At 71.4% G+C, this 21,884-nt stretch carries 22 protein-coding genes; 13 read left to right on the top strand and 9 right to left on the bottom strand.

Annotation, left to right across the window (positions count from 1 at the left end; translation table 11 throughout):
• Positions 1-7: 7 nt before the first annotated feature.
• From ACFYPA_RS12265 to fabF, 3 genes are all read left to right on the top strand, one after another.
• On the top strand, positions 8-1,039 hold the full coding sequence (locus ACFYPA_RS12265) for a ketoacyl-ACP synthase III (protein ID WP_359081538.1): 1,032 nt from the start codon (positions 8-10) through the stop codon (positions 1,037-1,039).
• Positions 1,040-1,102: 63 nt separating this feature from the next.
• Positions 1,103-1,351: an acyl carrier protein gene (locus tag ACFYPA_RS12260; RefSeq protein ID WP_359081540.1), complete on the top strand. Its 249-nt coding sequence runs from the start codon at positions 1,103-1,105 to the stop codon at positions 1,349-1,351.
• A gap of 76 nt (positions 1,352-1,427) precedes the next feature.
• Positions 1,428-2,690 carry a beta-ketoacyl-ACP synthase II gene (gene fabF / locus ACFYPA_RS12255; RefSeq protein ID WP_219570351.1) on the top strand — a complete coding sequence of 421 codons (1,263 nt, stop codon included), beginning with the start codon at positions 1,428-1,430 and terminating at the stop codon, positions 2,688-2,690.
• A gap of 225 nt (positions 2,691-2,915) precedes the next feature.
• On the opposite strand, the gene ACFYPA_RS12250 is transcribed toward fabF, so the two are convergent.
• Positions 2,916-3,410: a DUF3145 domain-containing protein gene (locus ACFYPA_RS12250; protein WP_359081542.1), complete on the bottom strand. Its 495-nt coding sequence runs from the start codon at positions 3,408-3,410 to the stop codon at positions 2,916-2,918.
• 359 nt (positions 3,411-3,769) lie between these two features.
• On the opposite strand from ACFYPA_RS12250, the gene ACFYPA_RS12245 reads away from it, so the two are divergent.
• From ACFYPA_RS12245 to ACFYPA_RS12235, 3 genes are all read left to right on the top strand, one after another.
• A complete protein-coding gene (locus ACFYPA_RS12245) occupies positions 3,770-4,684 on the top strand; it encodes an SGNH/GDSL hydrolase family protein (protein ID WP_389131398.1) in 915 nt (304 codons plus the stop codon).
• Positions 4,685-4,709: 25 nt separating this feature from the next.
• Entirely contained in the window at positions 4,710-5,708 is a 999-nt protein-coding gene (locus tag ACFYPA_RS12240) for an aldose epimerase family protein (protein WP_389131395.1), read from the top strand.
• A 136-nt stretch (positions 5,709-5,844) separates the two neighbouring features.
• On the top strand, positions 5,845-6,039 hold the full coding sequence (locus tag ACFYPA_RS12235; protein ID WP_389131393.1) for a hypothetical protein: 195 nt from the start codon (positions 5,845-5,847) through the stop codon (positions 6,037-6,039).
• On the opposite strand, the gene ACFYPA_RS12230 is transcribed toward ACFYPA_RS12235, so the two are convergent.
• The 7 genes from ACFYPA_RS12230 to ACFYPA_RS12200 all read right to left on the bottom strand — a co-directional run bounded on the left by ACFYPA_RS12230 (position 6,040) and on the right by ACFYPA_RS12200 (position 13,323).
• A complete protein-coding gene (locus ACFYPA_RS12230; RefSeq protein ID WP_359081550.1) occupies positions 6,040-6,810 on the bottom strand; it encodes an EI24 domain-containing protein in 771 nt (256 codons plus the stop codon).
• A 47-nt stretch (positions 6,811-6,857) separates the two neighbouring features.
• Positions 6,858-8,375, bottom strand: a complete 1,518-nt coding sequence (locus ACFYPA_RS12225) for an alpha-N-arabinofuranosidase (protein ID WP_389131391.1) — start codon at positions 8,373-8,375, stop codon at positions 6,858-6,860.
• Between the two features lie 41 nt (positions 8,376-8,416).
• Positions 8,417-9,286, bottom strand: a complete 870-nt coding sequence (locus ACFYPA_RS12220) for a carbohydrate ABC transporter permease (protein WP_359351010.1) — start codon at positions 9,284-9,286, stop codon at positions 8,417-8,419.
• Positions 9,283-10,224, bottom strand: coding sequence for a carbohydrate ABC transporter permease (locus ACFYPA_RS12215; protein WP_389131389.1), 942 nt, complete (start codon positions 10,222-10,224; stop codon positions 9,283-9,285). The genes ACFYPA_RS12220 and ACFYPA_RS12215 overlap by 4 nt, the downstream gene beginning before the upstream one ends.
• A complete protein-coding gene (locus ACFYPA_RS12210) occupies positions 10,221-11,579 on the bottom strand; it encodes an extracellular solute-binding protein (RefSeq protein ID WP_389131387.1) in 1,359 nt (452 codons plus the stop codon). The genes ACFYPA_RS12215 and ACFYPA_RS12210 overlap by 4 nt, the downstream gene beginning before the upstream one ends.
• Before the next feature lie 205 nt (positions 11,580-11,784).
• Entirely contained in the window at positions 11,785-12,213 is a 429-nt protein-coding gene (locus tag ACFYPA_RS12205; RefSeq protein ID WP_359081559.1) for an organic hydroperoxide resistance protein, read from the bottom strand.
• A 90-nt stretch (positions 12,214-12,303) separates the two neighbouring features.
• A complete protein-coding gene (locus tag ACFYPA_RS12200; RefSeq protein ID WP_359317580.1) occupies positions 12,304-13,323 on the bottom strand; it encodes an NADP-dependent oxidoreductase in 1,020 nt (339 codons plus the stop codon).
• Between the two features lie 128 nt (positions 13,324-13,451).
• On the opposite strand from ACFYPA_RS12200, the gene ACFYPA_RS12195 reads away from it, so the two are divergent.
• The 4 genes from ACFYPA_RS12195 to ACFYPA_RS12180 all read left to right on the top strand — a co-directional run bounded on the left by ACFYPA_RS12195 (position 13,452) and on the right by ACFYPA_RS12180 (position 17,241).
• On the top strand, positions 13,452-13,892 hold the full coding sequence (locus ACFYPA_RS12195) for a MarR family transcriptional regulator (protein ID WP_359081562.1): 441 nt from the start codon (positions 13,452-13,454) through the stop codon (positions 13,890-13,892).
• Positions 13,889-14,455: a hypothetical protein gene (locus ACFYPA_RS12190; protein WP_389131384.1), complete on the top strand. Its 567-nt coding sequence runs from the start codon at positions 13,889-13,891 to the stop codon at positions 14,453-14,455. The genes ACFYPA_RS12195 and ACFYPA_RS12190 overlap by 4 nt, the downstream gene beginning before the upstream one ends.
• 146 nt (positions 14,456-14,601) lie before the next feature.
• Entirely contained in the window at positions 14,602-15,639 is a 1,038-nt protein-coding gene (locus ACFYPA_RS12185) for a rod shape-determining protein (RefSeq protein WP_359081566.1), read from the top strand.
• Between the two features lie 18 nt (positions 15,640-15,657).
• Positions 15,658-17,241: a GAF domain-containing protein gene (locus ACFYPA_RS12180; protein WP_389131382.1), complete on the top strand. Its 1,584-nt coding sequence runs from the start codon at positions 15,658-15,660 to the stop codon at positions 17,239-17,241.
• Here ACFYPA_RS12180 and ACFYPA_RS12175 read toward each other — a convergent pair.
• A complete protein-coding gene (locus ACFYPA_RS12175) occupies positions 17,219-17,650 on the bottom strand; it encodes an Lrp/AsnC family transcriptional regulator (protein WP_359081570.1) in 432 nt (143 codons plus the stop codon). The two genes, ACFYPA_RS12180 and ACFYPA_RS12175, sit on opposite strands and share 23 nt — an antisense overlap.
• A gap of 133 nt (positions 17,651-17,783) precedes the next feature.
• On the opposite strand from ACFYPA_RS12175, the gene ACFYPA_RS12170 reads away from it, so the two are divergent.
• The 3 genes from ACFYPA_RS12170 to ACFYPA_RS12160 are packed head-to-tail and all read left to right on the top strand — an operon-like array spanning position 17,784 to position 21,878.
• Positions 17,784-18,998, top strand: a complete 1,215-nt coding sequence (locus ACFYPA_RS12170) for an MFS transporter (protein ID WP_359081572.1) — start codon at positions 17,784-17,786, stop codon at positions 18,996-18,998.
• Positions 18,999-19,042: 44 nt separating this feature from the next.
• Positions 19,043-20,536, top strand: a complete 1,494-nt coding sequence (locus tag ACFYPA_RS12165; protein ID WP_389131722.1) for an acyl-CoA synthetase — start codon at positions 19,043-19,045, stop codon at positions 20,534-20,536.
• A complete protein-coding gene (locus ACFYPA_RS12160; protein ID WP_389131379.1) occupies positions 20,529-21,878 on the top strand; it encodes a carboxyl transferase domain-containing protein in 1,350 nt (449 codons plus the stop codon). The genes ACFYPA_RS12165 and ACFYPA_RS12160 overlap by 8 nt, the downstream gene beginning before the upstream one ends.
• Positions 21,879-21,884 lie beyond the last annotated feature (6 nt).

The following is a 21,884-nucleotide window of genomic DNA, read 5'->3' as shown; positions in this document are numbered from 1 at the left end:
CGAGAGCATGTCGAAGATCAAGCCCAGCAAGGGCGCCCCGTACGCACGGATCATGGGTGTCGGCGGCTACCGCCCGACCCGTGTCGTGCCCAACGAGGTGATCCTCGAGACGATCGACTCGTCCGACGAGTGGATCCGCTCCCGGTCCGGAATCGTCAGCCGCCACTGGGCGTCCGACCAGGAGACCGTGGCCGCGATGTCCGTCGAGGCGTCCGGCAAGGCCATCGCCGACGCCGGGATCACGCCGGAGCAGATCGGCGCGGTCATCGTCTCCACCGTCTCGCACTTCAAGCAGACCCCGGCCATCGCGACCGAGATCGCCCACAAGGTCGGCGCGGGCAAGCCCGCCGCCTTCGACATCTCGGCCGGCTGCGCGGGCTTCGGCTACGGCCTCACCCTCGCCAAGGGCATGATCGTCGAGGGCTCGGCCGAGTACGTGCTCGTCATCGGCGTGGAGCGGCTGAGCGACCTCACCGACCTGAGCGACCGCGCGACGGCGTTCCTGTTCGGCGACGGCGCCGGTGCGGTCATCGTCGGCCCCTCCGACGTACCCGCCATAGGCCCGACGGTCTGGGGCTCCGAGGGCGACAAGTCCGACACGATCAAGCAGACCGTGTCGTGGAACGACTACCACGTCGGCGACGTCACGAAGCTGCCCCTCAACGACCGCGGCGAGATCAAGTTCCCCGCCATCACGCAGGAGGGCCAGGCGGTCTTCCGCTGGGCCGTCTTCGAGATGGCGAAGGTCGCCCAGCAGGCGCTGGAGGCGGCCGGGATCGCCCCGGAAGACCTGGACGTCTTCATTCCGCACCAGGCCAACATGCGGATCATCGACTCGATGGTGAAGACACTGAAGCTGCCGGAGCACGTCACGGTCGCCCGTGACGTGGAGACCACCGGCAACACCTCCGCCGCCTCGATTCCGCTCGCAATGGAGCGGCTCCTGGCGACCGGTCAGGCGAAGAGCGGCGACACCGCGCTCGTCATCGGCTTCGGGGCGGGTCTCGTCTACGCCGCGACGGTCGTTACCCTCCCCTAGGCACACCGGGCGTTTTCGCCCGGACGCCCGAACCCAGCAGATATACACCGAAGGAGCGCCGACATGGCCGCCACGCAGGAAGAGATCGTCAAGGGTCTCGCCGAGATCGTCAACGAGATCGCCGGTATCCCGGTCGAGGACGTCGAGCTGGACAAGTCCTTCACCGACGACCTGGACGTCGACTCGCTGTCCATGGTCGAGGTCGTCGTCGCCGCCGAGGAGCGCTTCGACGTCAAGATCCCCGACGAGGACGTCAAGAACCTCAAGACGGTCGGCGACGCAGCCGACTACATCCTCAAGCACCAGGGCTGATCCCAGCCCGGCTGTGTCGCCACCCGGCGGTGGCGCCGCTGATTCACGACCCTCTACACGTGGAGAAGATTTTCCAGTGAGCTCGACCAATCGCACCGTGGTCGTCACCGGTATCGGCGCAACCACTCCGCTGGGTGGCGATTCCGCATCGACCTGGGAAGGTCTGATGGCCGGCCGTTCCGGCGTCAAGCCTCTCGAGGGAGAACGTTTCGCCGAACTGCCTGTCCGGATCGCGGCCCTCGCGGCCGTCGACCCGGGCGACGTCCTTCCCCGCCCGCTCGCCCGCAAGCTGGACCGCTCGGCGCAGTTCGCGCTGATCGCGGCCCGTGAGGCGTGGGCGGACGCGGGCTTCACCGGCCCCGCCGGTGAGGACGAGAAGATCCGCCCCGAGCGGCTGGGTTCGGTCATCGCCTCCGGCATCGGCGGCGTGATCACTCTGCTCGACCAGTACGACGTGCTGAAGGAGAAGGGCGTACGCCGCGTCTCCCCGCACACCGTGCCCATGCTCATGCCCAACGGCCCGGCCGCCAACGTGGGTATCGAGGTGAACGCCCAGGCGGGCGTCCACACCCCGGTCTCCGCCTGTGCGTCGGGCGCCGAGGCCATCGGCTACGCCGTCGAGATGATCCGCACCGGCCGTGCCGACGTGGTCCTCGCCGGTGGCACCGAGGCGGCGATCCACCCGCTGCCGATCGCCGCGTTCGCCAACATGATGGCGATGTCCAAGAGCAACGACGAGCCCGAGAAGGCCTCGCGTCCGTACGACACGGGCCGTGACGGCTTCGTCCTCGGCGAGGGCGCCGGTGTCGTCGTCCTGGAGTCCGCGGAGCACGCCGCCGCGCGCGGCGCCCGGGTCTACTGCGAGGTCCTGGGCCAGGGGCTGTCCGCGGACGCCCACCACATCGCCCAGCCCGAACCGACCGGGCGCGGTATCGCCACGGCAATGCAGAACCTGCTGGACCAGACGGACCTCAAGCCGTCCGAGGTCGTGCACCTCAACGCGCACGCGACGTCGACGCCGCAGGGTGACATCGCGGAGCTGAAGGCACTGCGCAAGGTTCTGGGCGATGACCTGGACCACGTCGCGATCTCGGCGACGAAGTCGATGACGGGTCACCTGCTCGGTGGCGCGGGCGGGATCGAGACCGTGGCGACGGTGCTGGCCCTGCACCACCGGATGGCGCCGCCGACCATCAACGTCGAGCACCTCGACGAGGCGGTCGAGGCGGACATCGTGCGGGACGCTCCGCGAGCGCTGCCGGAGGGGCCGATCGCAGCGATCAACAACTCGTTCGGGTTCGGCGGCCACAACGTGGTGCTGGCGTTCCGTAGCGTGTGACCTTTCCCGCTGAACGCGTGAAGCCCGCTTCCCCCGGTGAGGGGTGGCGGGCTTCACGCGTGCGCGGGCCCTTTCGGGGGCGCTGCCCCCGCACCCCCACTTCTCAATCGCCGGAGGGGCTTGAGGAGATGGCCTGATCGCCCGGCGAAAAGTCGGCCCCGCCGGCGTCTGAGGCGCGGGGTCCGGGACGGGGCGCCGGTCGGCCCTCAGCCCTGGCCGGGGAGGTCACACCACCTGGTGCAGCCACCGCACCGGCGCGCCCTCGCCCGCGTGGCGGAAGGATTCCAGTTCGTCGTCCCACGGCTTGCCCAGGAGCTTGGCGATCTCGCCCTCCAGGTCCGTCTCCCCGCTCAGCGACCGCGCCAGCGCGGCCCGCAGCCGGTCCTCGGGGACCAGGATGTCGCCGTGCATGCCGGTGACGGCGTGGAAGATGCCGAGCCCGGGCGTGGAGCTGTAGCGCTCGCCCTCCGCGGTCGGCGAGGGTTCCGCCGTCACCTCGAAGCGCAACAGGTCCCAGCCGCGCAGCGCCGAGGCAAGCTTCGACGCCGTGCCCGGGCGGGCCTGCCAGGAGAATTCGGAACGCCAGGTGCCGGGTGCGGCCGGCTGTCTGATCCAGTCGAGCTGGACCCGCACGCCGAGTACGCCCCCCACCGCCCATTCCACATGGGGGCAGAGCGCGCGCGGGGCTGAGTGGACGTACAGGACTCCACGTGTCGTCACCGGGACCTCCAGTGTGGGACGAGGTTCGCCTTCCCCAGCGGCCTCGCGCCCGTACCACCTCATGTCGGCCGACTTCCCGAAGCCGCCGTCAGTAAACAGCATCGGGGGGTGATGTCCGCAGAAGGGAGGGTATGTGACGTGATGTGATGTTCGAGAGCCACCCGAGTGGAGCCGGGCGGCCGGAGGAGCCACTGGTTCGACGGGGAAAAGCTACCGTGCGGCGGCGTCCGAGGTGTGACGTACCGTCGGTCCCGGGCCCATGATTCGCTCAGCATTCACCCGGCAGGGCGCGCGGGCCCGCCGACCGGTGCCGCACGGGTGTGCCGGAGGCATGGGACAGGACTGGAGGGGACGAGGAGATGCCGGATCGCTCCGTACGGCACCGCTCGCGGACCGCACTGGCCGCGCTGACGGCTGTGACGTTCCTCGGCACGGCCGTCCTGACGGGCTGTGACTCCGGGCCCGAGGGGACGACGAAGGGCGCCAAGGCCGATCAGGACCGGCGGCCGGCGGCCGCACCGGTCTGGGACCGCAGCCCGGAGTCGGTCGCCGCGGTGGGGGACTCCATCACGCGCGGCTTCGACGCCTGTTCGGTGCTGGCCGACTGCCCCGAGGTCTCCTGGGCGACGGGCACGGACCGCACGGTGCGCAGTCTGGCGGTACGCCTCCTCGGCGCCTCGGGCGCGGCCACCCGCAGCTGGAACCACGCCGAGACGGGGGCCAGGATCGCCCAGTTGCCGGAGCAGATGGCGCTGGCCGCGAAGGAGGACCCGGAGCTGGTGACGGTGATGATCGGCGCCAATGACGCCTGCCGGGACTCGGTGCGGGTCATGACGCCGGTGGCGGACTTCCGGACGTCGTTCGAGGCGTCCATGCGTCAGCTGCGCGGCGCGGCGCCGAAGGCGCAGGTGTACGTGTCGAGCGTGCCGGACCTCAAGCGGCTCTGGTCGACGGGCCGCGGCAATCAGCTCGGCAAGCAGATCTGGAAGCTGGGCATCTGCAAGTCGATGCTGGGTGACGCGGACAATCTGGGCGCCGCGGCGGTGGCCCGGCGCACGGCGGTGCAGGACCGCGTCGTCGCGTACAACGAGGTGCTGCGCGAGGTGTGCGCCAAGGACCGGCGCTGCCGTTACGACGGCGGGGCGGTGTTCGACTACCCGTTCACCGGCAAGCAGCTCAGCCAGTGGGACTGGTTCCACCCGGGGCGCAACGGGCAGGCCCGGCTGGCCGAGATCGCCTACCGCAACGTCACGGCGGCCCGGCCTCCCGCGTAGGCGGGTCAGGCTAGAGTTTCCGATCATGGACACGGGTTCGAGCACGGTGATGCGCACGGAACACTTCGGCACCCTCGGGGACGGCACCGCCGTGGACCGCTGGACGCTGGAACGCGGTGGCGCGCGGGTGCGGGTGCTGACGTACGGCGCCGTCGTGCAGTCCGTCGAGGTGCCGGACCGGGACGGGGTGCGGGCCGGCGTGGCGCTCGGGCTGCCGGACCTCGCCTCGTACCAGCGGTACACCGGGCCTTACTTCGGCGCCCTGGTGGGGCGGTACGCCAACCGGATCGGCGGGGCCTGTTTCGTCCTCGACGGGACGACCCACCACGTCACGCGCAACGAGGGCCGCAACCACGTGCACGGCGGGGCCGTCGGCTTCGACAAGCGCGTGTGGGACGCCCGTGAGATCGCGGACGGGGTGGAGCTGTCCCTGGTCTCGGCGGACGGCGAGGAGGGCTTCCCGGGGCGCCTGGAGCTGTCGGTGGCGTACACGCTGGACGAGGACGGGGCGCTGCGGATCGCGTACCGGGCGACGACGGACGCGCCGACCGTACTGAACCTCACGAACCACACGTACTGGAACCTGGCGGGCGCCGACACCGGCAGCGCGCTGGGCCAGCGGCTGCGGATCGCGTCGGGGCGGATCACCCCGGCGGACGCGGAGTCCCTGCCGACGGGTGAGTTCCTTCCGGTGGACGGGACCCGGTTCGACTTCCGTGAGCCGCGGCCGGTCTCCAAGGAGTACGACCACAACTTCGTGCTGGACGAGGGCGTGACGGGTCCGGTCGCCGAGCTGTACGACGAGGTCTCGGGGCGCGTGCTGACCGTCACGACGACGGAGCCGGGGATGCAGTTGTACACGGCGGACCACTTCGACGGGCGGCCGTTCGGCCCGTGCGCCGGGATCGCCCTGGAGACCCAGCACTTCCCGGACTCGCCGAACCGGCCGGAGTTCCCGAGCACGGTGCTGCGGCCGGGCGAGGAGTACGTGTCGACGACGGTGTACGGCTTCTCGGTGCGCTGAGGCTGGGACCGGTGCGGCTCGGCTGACCTGCGGGAACACCGCGTACAAGATCGCTGAGGTCCACCTGCGGGTGATTCCGGATGATCTACGCGCGTCCGCGTAATGCGTCCCGTTCCGCGCCCCCCAGGGTGGCCGCATGACTTCCAAGCCCGCCGGATCTTCCTCCGGCCCGCCCTTACGCCGCACCCTCATCGCCGGTGCCGCCGCGCTCGCCACCACCGCTTCGGTCCCCGCCGCCCCCGGCTCCGACTGGGACGCCTGCCTGGATGCCGCCCGCGCCATCCTCGTATGCGGCGAGCAGGGCAGGTCGCTGAAGGCGCGCGGAAGCTGATCAGGGGCGCGGGGGCGGTGCCGTCCCCGCGCTCTCCTCTCCCGTCAGGTCGCGCGCCAGCAGGGTCGCCCCCGCCACGGCTCCCGGCATCAGGAACACGGCGACGAGCGGGACCAGGAAGGCGAGCCCCAGCGGGACGCCGAAGCCGAGGACGATCATCCGGCGGCCCCGCAGCAGGACGAGCCGGTCCTTCAGCACCATGCCGCGGCGCTGGAGCGCGACGGAGGTGAGTTCCTCGGCCAGGAAGTACCCCGTGACGCAGAACCCGATGAGCGGGACGACCGTCTGGCCGGCGACCGGGACGAAGCCGAGGGCGAAGAGCAGGACGGCGTACAGCGCGACGCGCACCAGGATGCGCACGCTGTCGCGTGCGGAGATCCACAGCTCCCGCCAGAGCGGCAGCCCGGACTCGGGGACCTTGCCGCCCTCGGCACGGTCCACCTCCTCGGAGAGCGACTCGTAGAAGGGCTGCCCGACGAGCAGGGTCACGGCCGTGAACGTGATGACGGCGAGGAGGAGGCCGAAGGCGAAGACCAGCACGGTCAGGGTGGTGCGGAGCAGGCCGAGCCAGGGCGAGGACCAGTCGTCGGCGAACGGGGTCGCCCAGTCCGCCAGGTCGTCGGCCCCGTAGCCGAGGCCGACGAGGGCGCCCGCGTACAGGACCAGGGTGATCAGGCCGGGCAGCAGTCCGATGCCGAACCACCTGCCGTGCCGGAAGACCCAGCGCTGTCCCTTGATCAGATGGCTGAGGCCCGCCCCGAGATCACGCATGGCGTCAGCGTAACGGGGGCGGGCGGCGGGCCCTTCGGCGCGTACGGTCAGAGCAGGCGGATCACGTTCCAGGACATCGGCTCCAGCGTGGCCCGCAGCACTCCCCCGTCGAGCACCGTGCCCTTCGCCGGGTGCGGAGCGACCCGCCCGGGCTCGGCGAGGGTGTTGCGGGCGTCCGGGTCCGCGTCGGCGAGGACCTGGTGTTCGGCGATCTCCGTCAGGTCGAAGCCGTGCAGGGCGACTTCGAGCGGGAGCGCCGTGTCCTGGCCGCGGTTGACGGCGAAGACGGTGACCGCGCCGGTCTCCGGGTCGCGGACGGCGGTGGCGTGCAGCAGGTCCGTGTCGCCGTACTTGGCCGTGGGGTACGTGGGCGAGTCGACCCGTACGTCCAGGACCTGGCCCCGGCCGTGCCGGGCGGCCTGGGCGAACGGGAAGAACGTGGTCTGCCGCCAGGCCGGTCCGCCGGGCTCGGTCATGATCGGGGCGATCACGTTGACCAGCTGGGCCAGGCAGGCCACGGTCACCCGGTCGGCATGGCGCAGCAGGGCGATGAGCAGGGTGCCGAAGACGACGGCGTCGGTGACCGAGTAGTTGTCCTCCAGGAGGCGGGGCGCCTCGGGCCAGTCGAGGGGGTTCTGCTCCGCGTCCTGCTGGCTGCGGGCCATGTACCAGACGTTCCACTCGTCGAAGGAGAGGTTGATCTTCTTCGTGGACTTCAGCCGCGCCCCGACGTGGTCGCAGGTGGCGACGACGTCCTCGATGAAGGACTCCATGTCCACGGCGGAGGCCAGGAACGAGTCGCGGTCGCCGCCGACCTCCTCGTAGTAGGCGTGCAGCGAGACGTAGTCGACGAGGTCGTAGGTCTCGGCGAGGACGGTCGCCTCCCAGGCGGCGAACGTGGACATGGACCTGCCCGAGGAGCCGCAGGCGACGAGTTCGACGGACGGGTCGATCTGCCGCATGGCGCGGGCCGTCTCGGCCGCGATCCGGCCGTACTCCTCGGCGGTCTTGTGGCCGGTCTGCCAGGGGCCGTCCATCTCGTTGCCCAGGCACCACAGCTTGATACCGAAGGGGTCCTTGTCACCGTGCGCGATGCGGCGGTCGGAGAGTTCGGTGCCGGCCGGGTGGTTGGCGTACTCCTGGAGATCGATGGCCTCCTGGACGCCGCGTGTGCCGAGGTTCACGGCCATCATGGGCTCGGCCTGCGGGCCGATCTTCTTGCAGAAGGCGATGAACTCGGAGAGCCCGAAGCGGTTCGTCTCGGTGGAGCGCCAGGCGAGGTCGAGGCGGCGCGGCCGCTCCTCGGCGGGGCCGACACTGTCCTCCCACCGGTAGCCGGAGACGAAGTTGCCGCCGGGGTAGCGGATGGCGGTGACGCCGAGTTCGCGGATCAGTTCCAGGACGTCGGCCCGCAGGCCGGCTTCGTCGGCGGAGGAGTGGCCGGGCTCGTACATGCCGTCGTAGACGCAGCGGCCGAGGTGCTCCACGAACGAGCCGAAGAGGCGGGGGTCGACATCGCCGACGGTGAAGGCCGGGTCGAGGGTGAAGCGGGCGGTGCGGGTCATGACTTCCTTCGGGGTGGTGTCGGTACGTGTCTCGGTACGGGTCACTGGCCGGCCAGGCCGGTGTGGGCGACGCCGCTGACGATCTGGCGCTGGAAGAAGACGAAGACGACGATCAGCGGCAGCCCGGCCATGAGCCCGCCGGCCATGAGCTGGGCCCACTGGATTCCGTAGGAGTTCATGACGGTCGCGATGCCGTTCGGCATGGTCATCAGGTCGGGGTTGTTGGTCACCATGTACGGCCACAGGAAATTGTTCCAGGAGGCGATGAAGGTGAAGATGCCGACCGCCGAGAGGGAGGGGCGGGACAGCGGCACGATGAGGGTGAAGAACACCCGCCAGCGGCCCGCGCCGTCGATGTGGGCGGCCTCTTCCAGCTCCCTCGGGATGCTCTGGAAGAACTTGTAGAGGATGTAGACCATCGCGGCGGGCGCGCACTGCGGCAGGATCATGCCCCAGTAGGTGTCGACCATGCCCATCTGCTGGACCGTGGTGAACAGCGGGACGCCGAGGACGGCGGGCGAGACCATCAGGCCCGCCATCACCACCCCCATCAGGAACGCCTTGCCCCTGAACTCGGTGCGGGCGAAACCGTATCCGGCCAGTGCGCTCACGAGCAGCACCACCGCGGTCACACACACCGAGACGACGAGCGAGTTCACGAACCAGTTGGTGATGTTGCCGGTCTCGAAGAGGGCCTTCCACGCCTGGCCCGTCCAGTCCTCCGGCAGCCAGTGCGTCGGCACCTCGACGGCCTCGGTCTCCGACTTGAGGGAGGTGAACAGGGCCCAGGCGAGCGGCGCCAGGAAGACGGCCGAGACGGCGACGCCGATGAGGGTGAGCACGATCTGGCTCGGCGTCCAGGGCGTGCGCGTACGGGACTTGACGCGTGTCTGGGCGGTGTCGGTGGTCATCGGCCGGCCTCCTCACGGTTGCGCAGCAGCCACATCCGCGCGAGGGCGACGGCCGCGATGATCACGAAGAAGATGATGGAGATGGCGGAGGCGTAGCCCACGCGGTAGCTGGTGAAGCCCTCTTCGAGCGTGTACTGCACGAAGGTGCGGGTCGCCCCCTCCGGGCCGGGGCCGAAGTCCTGCATCACGACGGCCTGGTCGAAGACCTGGAGCGAGGCGAGGATCTGCAGCGCGATCACGAGACCCGTGATGTTGCGCAGCAGGGGCAGGGTGATGCGGACCATGCGGTGCCAGGCGTTCGCGCCGTCCAGCTCGGCGGCCTCGTAGAGGTGGGCGGGGATGCCCTGGAGCGCGGCGAGGTAGAGCAGGAAGCTGAAGCCGACCGTCCACCACAGGGTGGTGATGACGACGGCGAGCATGGCGTAGGACTTGTCGGTCAGCCATGGAGTGTCGACGCCGAAGACGTGGTTGACCATGCCCGTACCGGGGTTGAACAGCCACTGCCACAGGTTCGCGGCGACGGTCGAGGGCAGCAGGAACGGGATGAAGAAGCACAGCCGCCACAGCCACTTGGCGCGCTCTATGTGGTGGGCGAGCATCGCGAGGAGGAAGGCGAGCACCGTGATGCAGGGCACGACGAGCAGCGTGAAGTAGGCGCTGTGCCCGAGCGCGTCCCACATCAACTGGTCGTGCAGGGCCTCGCGGTAGTTGTCGAGGCCGATGAAGCCCGCGCCGTCGCCGGAGATGTTGGCGTCCGTGAAGCTGAGGTAGACGCCGCGCAGGAGCGGCCAGATCACGAAGAGCGCGAACAGGACGAGGAACGGGGCGACGAACCACGCCCCGTGCTGCAGGCCCTGCTTGCGGCGGACCGTGACGCTCTCGGTGGCGGTCCTCGCCCGGGTCGGCGCGAGGACGGTCTGCGGGCTGGTCGTGGTCATGCGACCGCACCTCCCTGCGCCGCTGTTCTGCCGTCCATGGGGTTCTTCATGGCGAGGAGTTCGGCGAGCGTGCTCCTCATGCGCCGGGCGGCGGCCTCCGGTCCGGCGGAGCCGAGCATGGAGGACGCGGCGATCGGCCCGACGCGCTGGGCGAGGATGCCGGTGGAGCCCGCGAACCACACCTTCGGCTCGGTGGCCTGGTGGTCCATGGCCGAGGCGTACTCGTTCTGCGGTGCGAGCTTCTTGTACGCGGCCGTGGACAGCGTCGGCGTGTAGGCGGGGATGTGGCCGCCGGCGGCCCACTGCTGTGCGTGTTTGACGACGTACGCGGCGAGTTGGTGGGCGGCCTCGTTGGCGTCGCCGCCGCGGCCGGACTGGTGCGGAAGGACGAAGGAGTGCGATTCGGCGTGGGTGGCCTGCTTGCCGAAGACGGGCGGCAGCGGCGTCGCGCCGTACTCGATCTTCGCCCCGGAGAACACCGGCACCGACCAGTTGCCCTCCCAGCAGAACGGGGAGCCGTTGAGGAACTGTTCGGCTCCGGCGCCGCCGGCGTAGTCCGGGTTGGAGTACCCGTCGGTGATGTGCCGGCGCATGAACTCCAGGACCTGGGTGGCCTTGTCGGTGTCGAAGGTGACGTCGGAGTTGGAGGCGTCGAACCAGGTGCCGCCGAGCTGGGTGTAGAAGGCGACGAAGAACCACCACTGGAAGTTCTGGTCGTTGGCCCACAGACCGATCGTCTGCAGCCCCTTCTTCGTGGCCTTCTTCGCCTCTTTGAGTACGTCGAACCACTCGTCGGTGGACGTGACCGGCACGATCCGTCCGTCGTCGCCGAGCAGGCCGGCCTTCGCCAGTACGTCCTTGCGGTAGAAGCAGAGCTGGACGTGGATGTCGAGCGGGAGGGCGTAGAGCGTGCCGTCGATGACGGCGCGCTTCCACAGCGCGGGGTTGAAGTCGGCTTCCTTCACGCCGTACTTGGCGAGCAGGCCGACGTCCCAGGGGTCCAGGAGGCGGCCGGGCGAGAACCCGGTGACGCGGCCCAGGTGCATGACGCCGAGGTCCGGTGCGCGGCTACCGGCCGCCGCCATGGCGAGCTTGGTGTAGAAGGGGCTGCCCCACTGGAGGGTGGAGTCCTTCACGTCGATGCCGGGGTGCTCCTCACGGAAGGCGTCGAGCATCGCGATCATGTTGTAGCCGTCGCCGCCGCTGAAGAGGTTCCAGTAGCGGACGCGGGTGGCGGCATTCGACGCGAGGGCGTCCGCACCGCTTCCCAGCGCCGCGAAGCCGAAGCTGCCGGCGACGGCCGCGCCGCCCAGCCCTGTGATCAGTTGCCTGCGATTCAGGCCAGGTCGTCCCATGCCCGCCCTTACTGTTCGACATACCGAATGCTGCCCGTAACTTCGAACGGACCGTAAAATCGAAGCGCTTGCGCGTCAATGGGTCGCGCAAGAATTCCGAACAATGTCCGGCATCTCGAACGTAATGAGAACGGGGGGAGGGGAAACGCTGAGGGCCGCACCCTCGTGGGTGCGGCCCTCAGCTGTGTACGTCCGGTTCCGGCGGTCAGACGACCGACAGCGCCACCTTGATGTTGCCGCGCGTGGCGTTCGAGTACGGGCAGACCTGGTGCGCCTTCTCGATCAGCGCCTGCGCGGTCGCCGGGTCGACGTTCGGGATGGTCGCGGTGATCGCGACCTCCAGGCCGAAGCCGCCGGCCTCGGTCTTGCCGATGGAGACCGCGGCGGTGACCGTGGAGCCGGTGATGTCGGCCTTCTCCTGGCGTGCCACCACGCCCAGCGCGCCCTGGAAGCAGGCACTGTAACCGGCCGCGAAGAGCTGCTCCGGGTTGGTGCCCGCACCGCTGCCGCCCATTTCCTTCGGCGGGTTGACGACGACGTCGAGCTTGCCGTCGTCCGAGGAGACCCGGCCGTCTCGGCCGTTCTCCGCGGTGGCGACCGCGGTGTACGCGACGGCTATGTCCTGAATGCTCATGCTTGAGGATTCCTCCTGCTGATGCGCCGCGACTCGCGCCCACGATCGCGACGGCCTGGGACGAGCCTAGCGGGTGCCCGGAGCGGCGGTTCAGCCGAGGGAGACGATCATCTTTCCGGTGTTCTCGCCGCGGAGCAGACCGAGGAACGCGTCGAAGCCGTTCTCGATGCCCTCGACGACCGTCTCGCGGTACTTCAGCTCGCCGGAGGACAGCCAGCCGGCCACTTCCTGGACGAACTGCTCCTGGAGATCCGTGTGATCGTTGACGAGCATGCCCTGAAGGCGGAGCCGCTTGCCGATGACGAGGGCGAGGTTGCGCGGGCCGGGAGTCGGCTCGGTCGCGTTGTACTGGGCGATCATGCCGCAGATGGTCGCGCGACCGTGCACGTTGAACGAGGAGATCGCCGCTTCGAGGTGCTCGCCGCCGACGTTGTCGAAGTAGACGTCGATGCCGTCGGGGGCCGCCGCACGCAGCTGCTCCCCCACGGGGCCGTTCTTGTAGTTGAAGGCGGCGTCGAAGCCGTACTCCTCGACGAGGAGCTTGACCTTCTCGTCGGAACCGGCGGAGCCGATTACGCGCGAGGCGCCCTTGAGCTTCGCCATCTGGCCGACCTGGCTGCCGACCGCACCGGCGGCGCCGGAGACGAAGACCGCGTCGCCCTCCTTGAAGGAGGCCACGTCGAACAGGCCCGCGTAGGCGGTGAGCCCGGTCATGCCCAGCACGCCGAGGTAGGCGGAGAGCGGGGCCAGGGAGGCGTCGACCTTCACCGCGTGCTTGGCGGGGACCTCGGCGTACTCGCGCCAGCCGAGGCCGTGCAGGACGTGGTCCCCGACCGCGAAGCCCTCGGCGTTGGACGCGACGACCTCGCCGACCGCGCCACCCTCCATGGGGTGATCCAGCTTGAACGGCGGGGTGTACGACTTCACGTCGTTCATCCGGCCGCGCATGTACGGGTCGACCGAGAAGTGCAGGTTGCGGACGAGAACCCGGCCCTCGGCGGGAGCGGCGACGGGAGCCTCACGCAGCGCGAAGTCCTCGGCCTTCGGCCAGCCGTGCGGACGGGCTACGAGATGCCATTCACGGCTGGACGTGGGAAGAGCTGCAGACATGGGCTCGGTGTCTCCTCGTTGTCTGGGGGATACGGAAAGCCGTCACGGGAGCGAAAAAGCTTCATGACGTGAAACAACCATGCGCCTGGATATTTCACCTTGTCAAGTAACCGGCTATCCTGGGTGCCATGGCCACCACCCGTACGGACCCACTCACCCTCGAAGTCGTCGAGCTGATCGGCGCGGTCGTGGCGCGCTACTACGAGGAGTACGAGCAGGCCGCGGCCGCCCACAGCCTCACCGGCGCCCAGGCCCGGGTCCTCGGGCTGCTCTCCCTGGACCCGCTGCCGATGCGCCGGATCGCCCAGAAGCTGAAGTGCGAACCGTCCAACGTGACCGGCATAGTCGACCGTCTGGAGGCACGCGGCCTCGTGGAGCGGCGGCCCGACCCGGCCGACCGGCGGGTGAAGCTGGCCGCCCCGACGGACAAGGGCGCCCGCACGGCCCGGGAGCTGCGCGACTCCCTCGACTTCGCCCGCGAGCCCCTGGCCGGCCTCTCCGACACGGACCGCGCGGTGCTGCGGGACCTGCTGCGCCGGATGCTGGGCGTGGAACCGTCGACGCCATGACCCCTGCCGCCCCCTCCGGCCCCCGCGAGTTCCAGCTCGTCCTGCTGCGGCGAATGGCCGACCACCAGCCCGGCCTCGTCGAGGACGCCCGGCACGAACTGAGTGCCACGCTCGCCGAGATGCGCGAGGCCAATCGCCGCTGGCAGGCCATGACGCGGGCGCCCCGGGGACGCGGTGCGCTGCGCCGCTACCGTTCGGTGCTCGGCGAGCCCGAGTCCTCCCTGCGCCGCAAGGTCGGCGATCTGGCGTGCGACGCGCTGTTCTGGCCGGTGCCGCTCTGGCCGGACCTGCGGTTCGAGGTGATGGTGGCGCCGGGCGGCGCGGTGTGGAACGAATGGCTGGTCCGGGCCCCGGGCGCCGCCGCCCCCGCGCTCGGTCACGCCGAGGAGCTGCGGCCCTGGTCGTGCACCGTGAACGAGGTGGCCCGGGCCTTCGCGCCGGCCCGTCCGATGGAGGGCAGCGCGCCGACCCGCTGGGCCCTCGCGATCACCGACCCGGCCACCGGCGTCCCGTACGTCGCGGAGTTCACCTGGGGGCTGTTCCAGCGGCTGCTCCCCGGCTGACACCGGCGCGGCGGCGTTGTCGACACGCCGTCAGCACCGTCCCTCCTCCGGCGTACCCCAGCGCGCACGACGCCTCCGAACGGCGCACGATGCGAAGAGAACCGGCTGCCCGTCGGTCCCCCTCAACGCTCTCGGGAGAACCAGCCGTGACCGTCAGCCTTGAGCAATTGCGCCGTTGCCATGTCGCCGTCGACCTCGGGGCCGCCCGGACCCGGGTGTACGTCAAGGGGCTCGGGCTCGTCGTCGACGAGCCGAGCGCCGCCGCCGTGAACACCCGTACGGGCTCACTCATCGCCGTCGGCGTGCTCGCCGAGCAGATGACGGGCCGCACCCCTGACTACATCCGGGTGGTCCGCCCGGTCTCCGGCGGAACCGTCGTCGACATCGAGATGGCCCAGCGCATGCTGCGCCATCTGCTCGGCGAGAAACTCCGCCGCCAGCTCCGCCGCAAGCCGTGGCTGCGGGCAGCGGCCTCCACCCCGCACGACAGCGATCCGCTCGCCCAGCGCGCCACCGTCGAGACCCTGGTCGGCCTAGGGGCCCGCCGGGTCGAGCTCGTCGACACCCTGATCGCCGCGGCCGTCGGCTGCGGACTGCCGGTCGAACAGCCGACCGCCACGATGATCATGGTGTGCGGGGCCGCGACCACCCAGATCGCGGTGCTCTCGCTCGGCTCGATCGTGACCGCGGTGCGCCTCCCCGTCGGCGGCGACGCCATCGACCACGCGGTGATCCAGCACCTGCGCCAGTACCACGAACTGATGCTGCCCAGCCAGTCCGTGCGCCCCCTCCAACTGGCCCTCAGCGGCAACGGGCTGACCGCTGACGGCCCCTCCGTGACGGAGATCCACGGCCGTGACGTGGCGACCGGACTGGCCCGCTCCGTACACGTCGACACCGCCGCGGTGCGACAGGCGATCAACCGCCCGCTGACGACGGTCCTCGACGGCCTGGGCAAGGTCCTGCGCAACTGCCCGCCCGACCTGGTCGCCGACCTCGCCGACTGCGGGATCATGATGGTCGGCGGCAGCGCGCTGCTGCCCGGCCTGGACCAGATGCTGCGCGACGCCACCGGCATGCCGGTGCGCATCGCCGAGCGGCCCGACGTCTGCTCCGTGCTCGGCCTCGGCGCCATGCTGGAGGGCGAGATCAGCCCCATGGTCCTCGACCCGCTCGCCGGCTGACTCCCGCGGACACGGCCGATGACCGACGAACCGCGCGAGGAGCCGCCCGGCCGCCAGGTTCCCCGGTCACCGCGGCTGCTGATGCTGCTGGAGGCGGTGCTGCGGGTCGGCTCCGACCTCGAACTGCGCACCACCCTCCAGCAGATCATCGACACCGCCGCCGCGCTCACCGACGCCCGCTACGGCGCGCTCGGGGTCCTGGGCCCCGGGAGCGGCACGATCAGCGAGCTGTACGTCACCGGGATGAGCGAGGGCGAGCAGGAAGCCATCGGTGACCTCCCCGACGGGCACACGGGCCTGCTCGGCGCGCTCATCGAACAGCCCGATCCGGTGCGCTGCGACGACCTGACGACCGATCCGCGCTCCTGCGGCGTCCCGCCCGGCCACCCCGCGATGCAGTCGTTCCTCGGCTCCCCGATCCGCGTCCACCACCGGGTGTTCGGGAACATCTACCTGGCGCAGAAGCGCACCGGACACTTCTGCGACGCCGACATGACGCTGCTCCGGGTCCTCGCCACTCAGGCCGGCATCGCGATCGGCAACGCCCGGCTGTACGAGAGCGCCCGGCAGCGGGAGCGCTGGATCGAGGGCGCGGCCGCGGTCACCCACACCCTGCTGACCGGCGAGAACGCGTCCGACGCCCTGATGACCGTGGCCGAACGGGCCAGGATGCTCAGCGACGCGTCGGCCGGGGTGATCCTCCAGCCGAACGACGAGGGCGGCATGGAGATCGTCGTCGCGTCCACCCTGGAGGACCCGGCCGGTCTCGTGGGCACGGCGATCGCGCCCGGCTCCCCCGTCCTGGTCCAGCTGCTGGGCGGCGAGGCCGTCTTCATCGACGACTCGGCGACCGATCCGCGGATGACGACGCCGGTACGGTCCCGCTTCGGCCCCAGCATGATGCTGCCGCTGCAGAGCGGCGGGCGGCTCATCGGCACCCTCGCCCTGCCCCGGCGGCGCGGTGCCCGTCCGTACTCCGATGTGGAACGGCTGCTGGCGTCCCAGTTCGCCTCGCAGGCCGCGCTCGCCCTGGTCCTGGCGGACTCCCAGCACGACCGCGAACAGCTCGCGGTGTACGAGGACCGGGACCGGATCGCCCGCGATCTGCACGATCTCGTCGTCCAGCGGCTGTTCGCCACCGAGATGATGCTGGAGTCCACCCGCCGCCGGGCCACCGCCGGGGAGACGGACGAGCTGCTCGGCCGGGCCGTCGACGAGCTGGACTCCACCATCCAGGAGGTGCGGACCGCCATCTTCGCCCTCCAGCAGCCTCCGGCCGAGGCGCCCACCACCTTCCGCGGCCAGGTGTTGCGCGAGACCGGCGGCGCGGCCGCGGTGCTCGGTTTCCAGCCCTCGGCGCACTTCACCGGTGCGGTGGACGCGCTGGTGCGGGAGCCTGTGGGCGGTCAGCTGCTCGCCGCGCTGCGCGGGGCGCTGGCGGCCGCGCACCGACGGGCCGGGGTCTCGGCGATCGAGGTGGAGGTGGACGCCACGGCCGTGCTGCCCGACGGCCGCTCCGGGGTCCGGCTGGTGGTGGCGGACGACGGGCGCGAGCCGGACGGCTCACGCCCGCCGACCGTCATCTGGCAGGCGCCGCTCTGAGCGCGATCCTGGTGACGGAGTGGGCGACGCCCGCCTCGCGCTTGAGCCGGCGCAGCAGACCGTCCAGGGCCGCGGTGTCGGCCGCCGCGGCCCGTACGAGGTAGTCGTGCCCGCCCGTCACGTGCACCACTTCGGTGATGCCGGGGAGGGTCAGCACCGCCCGTTCGAACACCTCGTTGGTGGTGTCCGTCCGCAGGGTCACGTCGATGAACACGACGAGCCCGGTCCGGGTGTCGGCGGCGGGGTCGATGATCACGGTGAAGCCGCGGATGACGCCGTCCCGGCGCAGCCGGCGCACCCGGTCGGCGGCCGCGTTGGCGCTGAGTCCGACCCGGTTGCCCAGGTCGCGGTACGAGATCCGCGCGTCCTCCTGGAGGATGCCGAGGATTTCCCTGTCCAGACGGTCCATACCGCGATTGTCCCAGCTTCGGACGGAATGCGACCGCGGAGACGTCGGATCCCCTGTGCGGGCCGCTGTCGCGGCCTCCTCGTTCGGAGTAACCCGACGCGCTCATCACCCGCTCGCGCCCTTGACTGACTGTGTGGATACAGCAGCGAAGCAGTCACCGGCTCCGGCCGCCGAAAGAGCCTCCGGTTCCGCCTACCGCAACCTCGTCATGGCGACGATCGGCTTCGCGCTCACCTTCTGGGCCTGGAACCTGATCGCACCCATGTCCGCGGACTACAAGGACCGGCTCGGCCTGAGTTCGTTCCAGCAGTCCCTGCTGGTCGCCGTACCCGTGCTCGTCGGCTCACTGGGCCGCATCCCGGTGGGCGCGCTCACCGACAAGTACGGTGCGCGGCTGATGTTCCCGCTGATCTCGGCGCTCACCGTCGTGCCGGTGCTGCTGCTGATCCCGGCGCGGGACTCCTACGGCGCGATGCTGGCGGTGGGCTTCCTGCTCGGGCTCGGCGGAACGACGTTCGCGATCGGTATCCCGCTGGTCAACTCGTGGTTCCCCCCGGCCGACCGCGGCCTCGCGCTCGGTGTGTTCGGCATGGGCATGGGGGGCGTCGCGCTGTCCGGCTACTTCACCCCGCGGATCGCCAAGCACGGTGACAACCTGCCGTTCCTCGTGGTCGCCGTCGCGCTCGTGGTGTACGCGGCACTGGCGGCGGTGCTGGTCAACGACCGTCCGGGCCGCCAGGTGCCGACCGACACGCTGGCCCACCGGCTGGGCGCGGCGAGCCGGCTCCGGGTCACCTGGGAGCTGTCCGCGCTGTACGCGATCGGCTTCGGCGGCATCGTCGCGTTCGGCGTCTACCTGCCGACGTACCTGAAGACCTGGTACGAACTCTCGCCCACCGACGCCGGCACGAAGGCCGCCGGATTCGCCCTGGTCACGGTCATCTTCCGCCCGATCGGCGGATGGCTCTCGGACCGGATGCACCCGGCGGTCGTCACCTCCGCCGCCCTCGGCCTCGCCGCGCTGACGGCCATCGTCCAGGCCTTCGACCCGGACCTGACGCCCGGTGGCACCATCGCGCTGCTCTGCATGGCGGCCGGCCTCGGCACCGCGAGCGGCAGCGTCTTCGCCCTGGTCTCCCAGGTGACGCCCCAGGCGAAGGTGGGCAGCGTCACCGGCATCGTCGGCGCGATGGGCGGCCTCGGCGGCTTCGTGCCCCCGCTGGTGATGGGAGCGATCTACAGCGCGAAGGGCTCCTACTCGATCGGCTTCATGCTGCTGTCCGACCTGGCGCTGGCCGGGTGCGTCTACGCGTACGGGCGGATGCGGAACGTCCGGCGGGATGCCTGAGGGCGGGACGCGCATCGCGTCGGCGTTCTAGGGTTCGCAGGGTGATGCCACTTCTGCCCGCACTCCGGGACGCGTCGGCCCCCGCGGCCGCCCGCGAAGCCGTCCGTTTCGACGATGTCTCCCTGTCCTACGCACAGTTGGCCACCGCCGCGGATGCGATCGCGGTCCGGATCGCCGGGGCGGGCCGGGTCGCGGTATGGGCCACGCCCACCGCGCAGACCGTCGTCGCGGTGGTGGCCGCGCTGCGGGCGGGTGTCCCCGCCGTGCCACTGAACCCCAAGACGGGCGAACGGGAACTGGCGCACATCGTCGCCGACAGCGCACCGACGACGGTGCTGGCCTCGGCCGTCGACGTGCTGCCGCCCGCCCTGGCGGCCCTGGAACGGCTGGACGTGAGCACGGCGGGCCCGGTGACGGGCGAGGCCGTGACCACGGCGGCGGGCCCCGCGCCCACCGGTGCGGGCTTCCCCGAGCCGTCCCCCGAGTCCCCCGCCCTGATCGTGTACACCTCCGGCACCACCGGCCCGCCCAAGGGAGCCGTCCTGCCGCGCCGGGCGATCGCCGCCTCGCTGGACGCGCTGGAGGACGCCTGGCAGTGGACCGGGGACGACGTCCTCGTCCACGCCCTGCCGCTGTTCCACGTGCACGGGCTGATCCTGGGCATCCTCGGCCCGCTGCGCCGGGGCGGCTCGGTGCGCCACCTCGGCCGGTTCTCCGCCGAGGGCGTGTCCCGGGAGCTGGCCTCCGGCGGCACGATGCTGTTCGGGGTGCCGACGATGTACCACCGGCTGGCGGACGCGCTGGCGGACCCTTCCGCGCCGGACGGCCTCGCCAAGGCCCTGGCCGGTGCCCGGCTGCTGGTCTCCGGTTCGGCCGCGCTGCCCGTCCACGACCACGAACGGATCGCGGCCGCGACCGGCCGCCGGGTCATCGAGCGGTACGGCATGACGGAGACCCTGATGAACACGGGCGTACGGGCCGACGGTGAACCGCGCCCCGGCACGGTCGGCGCACCCCTGCGCGGTGTGGAACTCCGCCTGGTGGAGGAGGACGGCACCCCGCTCGCGGATGCCTCCTCCATCGGCGAGATCCAGGTGCGCGGCCCGAACCTGTTCACCGCGTACCTGAACCGCCCCGACGCCACGGCGGCGGCACTCACCGCCGACGGCTGGTTCCGCACCGGCGACATGGCCACGCTCGACCCGGACGGGTACGTACGGATCGTCGGCCGCAAGGCCACCGACCTGATCAAGAGCGGCGGTTACAAGATCGGCGCCGGCGAGATCGAGAACGCGCTCCTGGACCACCCGGGCGTCCGGGAGGCCGCCGTCACCGGTGAGCCTGACCCGGACCTGGGCGAGCGGGTCGTCGCGTGGGTCGTGCCCGCCGACCCCGCGTCCCCGCCCTCGGCCGCCGCACTGGCGGATCACGTCGCCGCCCAGCTCTCGCCGCACAAACGCCCGCGCACGGTCCGCTACCTGGACAAGCTGCCGCGCAACGACCTGGGCAAGATCATGAAGCGGTCCCTCCATGGCTGACCGGCTGACGGCCCGGGAGGCGATAGCCGCCCTCACCGCCGACTTCACCGAGTCCGCCGCACCCGCCGGGGACACCGCGGCCGACGGCCCGCTCGGCTGGTCCGGATACGCCGACTCGCGGGTCCGGGCCACCGCCCGGACCGGCGAGCAGGAGTCCGTCGTCCACGGCACCGCCACGGTCGGCGGCCTGCCCTGTGTCCTGATCTCCTTCGAGTTCGGCTTCCTCGGGGGCTCGCTCGGGCAGCGCACGGGCGACCGGCTGAAGGCGGCGTACGAGGAGGCCATGACCCGGCGGCTGCCCCTCGTCTCGCTCATCGCGACGGGCGGCAGCCGGATGCAGGAGGGCATGATCGCGCTGACTCAGCTGCACCGGGTGGCCCGCGCGTCGGCGCGGCTGCGCGCGGCCGGTCCGGCGCAGCTCGCGGTCCTGCGCGACCCGACGACCGGCGGCGGCTGGGCGACCCTGGGGGCGGGCGCCGATGTGATCCTGGCGCTGCCGGGGGCGCAGATCGGGTTCGCCGGTTCCCGGGTGCGGCCGGCGGACGCGGACCCCGTTGCCTACACCGCCGAGGGACAGCTGGCGGGCGGCCACATCGACGCGGTCGTCCCGCCCGGCGAGCTGCCGGCCGCCGTGGGCCACTGGCTCCGGCTGCTCGCCCACCGCGACACCCCGCCCGCGCCGGCCCCGGTCCCGGCGGCGCTCTCCTCGGCGGGGCTCCCCCGGACCGGCTGGGACGCGGTGCTCCGGGCCCGGTCCGCGTCCCGGCCGCACGCCCAGGCGTATCTGGACGCCTACTTCGACGTCCGGCTCGCCCTGAGCGGGGACCGCAGCGGCGGCACGGACCCGGGGCTGCTCTGCGGCTTCGGACTGCACGCGGAGGAGCCGGTCGCGTACGTCGCCCAGTGCGGCACGGCGACCCGCCCGGCCGGCTACCGCACCGCGGCCCGGGTGATCAGGCTGGCCGACCGGCTCGGGGTCCCGGTCCTCACCCTGGTCGACACCCCGGGCGCGGCCAATGACGCGGAGGCGGAGCGGGCCGGCGCGGGTGCGGCCATCGCCGACGCGTTCGCGGCGATCGCCGCGGCCCGGGTGCCCGTCACGACCCTGGTGATCGGCGAGGGCGGCTCGGGCGGGGCCCTGGCCCTCGCGGCGCCGGACCGCACCCATGTCACCGCGGACAGCTACTTCTCCGTCATCGCCCCGGAGCTCGCCGCGGCGATCCTGAAGCGTTCCCCGGACCAGGTGCACGCCACGGCCGACCAGTTGCGGCTGCGCCCGCAGGACCTGGTCGACCTCGGCGTCGCCCGCTCGGTCGTCGGGGCCGGCCCGGCGGACCACTGACCCGTG

The organism is Streptomyces sp. NPDC005775, from assembly GCF_042871565.1.
Lineage (GTDB): Bacteria > Actinomycetota > Actinomycetes > Streptomycetales > Streptomycetaceae > Streptomyces.
Note: the sequence above shows the minus strand (reverse complement) of the source record. Positions and strands in the feature narration are given on the sequence as shown.

Bases quoted from the DNA above. Each gene is read 5' to 3' on its own strand.
- ACFYPA_RS12265 (WP_359081538.1), top strand. From the start codon at position 8: ATGTCGAAGATCAAGCCCAGCAAGGGCGCCCCGTACGCACGGATCATG.
- ACFYPA_RS12260 (WP_359081540.1), top strand. From the start codon at position 1,103: ATGGCCGCCACGCAGGAAGAGATCGTCAAGGGTCTCGCCGAGATCGTC.
- ACFYPA_RS12245 (WP_389131398.1), top strand. From the start codon at position 3,770: ATGCCGGATCGCTCCGTACGGCACCGCTCGCGGACCGCACTGGCCGCG.
- ACFYPA_RS12240 (WP_389131395.1), top strand. From the start codon at position 4,710: ATGGACACGGGTTCGAGCACGGTGATGCGCACGGAACACTTCGGCACC.
- ACFYPA_RS12235 (WP_389131393.1), top strand. From the start codon at position 5,845: ATGACTTCCAAGCCCGCCGGATCTTCCTCCGGCCCGCCCTTACGCCGC.
- ACFYPA_RS12230 (WP_359081550.1), bottom strand. From the start codon at position 6,810: ATGCGTGATCTCGGGGCGGGCCTCAGCCATCTGATCAAGGGACAGCGC.
- ACFYPA_RS12225 (WP_389131391.1), bottom strand. From the start codon at position 8,375: ATGACCCGCACCGCCCGCTTCACCCTCGACCCGGCCTTCACCGTCGGC.
- ACFYPA_RS12220 (WP_359351010.1), bottom strand. From the start codon at position 9,286: ATGACCACCGACACCGCCCAGACACGCGTCAAGTCCCGTACGCGCACG.
- ACFYPA_RS12215 (WP_389131389.1), bottom strand. From the start codon at position 10,224: ATGACCACGACCAGCCCGCAGACCGTCCTCGCGCCGACCCGGGCGAGG.
- ACFYPA_RS12210 (WP_389131387.1), bottom strand. From the start codon at position 11,579: ATGGGACGACCTGGCCTGAATCGCAGGCAACTGATCACAGGGCTGGGC.
- ACFYPA_RS12205 (WP_359081559.1), bottom strand. From the start codon at position 12,213: ATGAGCATTCAGGACATAGCCGTCGCGTACACCGCGGTCGCCACCGCG.
- ACFYPA_RS12200 (WP_359317580.1), bottom strand. From the start codon at position 13,323: ATGTCTGCAGCTCTTCCCACGTCCAGCCGTGAATGGCATCTCGTAGCC.
- ACFYPA_RS12195 (WP_359081562.1), top strand. From the start codon at position 13,452: ATGGCCACCACCCGTACGGACCCACTCACCCTCGAAGTCGTCGAGCTG.
- ACFYPA_RS12190 (WP_389131384.1), top strand. From the start codon at position 13,889: ATGACCCCTGCCGCCCCCTCCGGCCCCCGCGAGTTCCAGCTCGTCCTG.
- ACFYPA_RS12180 (WP_389131382.1), top strand. From the start codon at position 15,658: ATGACCGACGAACCGCGCGAGGAGCCGCCCGGCCGCCAGGTTCCCCGG.
- ACFYPA_RS12175 (WP_359081570.1), bottom strand. From the start codon at position 17,650: ATGGACCGTCTGGACAGGGAAATCCTCGGCATCCTCCAGGAGGACGCG.
- ACFYPA_RS12165 (WP_389131722.1), top strand. From the start codon at position 19,043: ATGCCACTTCTGCCCGCACTCCGGGACGCGTCGGCCCCCGCGGCCGCC.
- ACFYPA_RS12160 (WP_389131379.1), top strand. From the start codon at position 20,529: ATGGCTGACCGGCTGACGGCCCGGGAGGCGATAGCCGCCCTCACCGCC.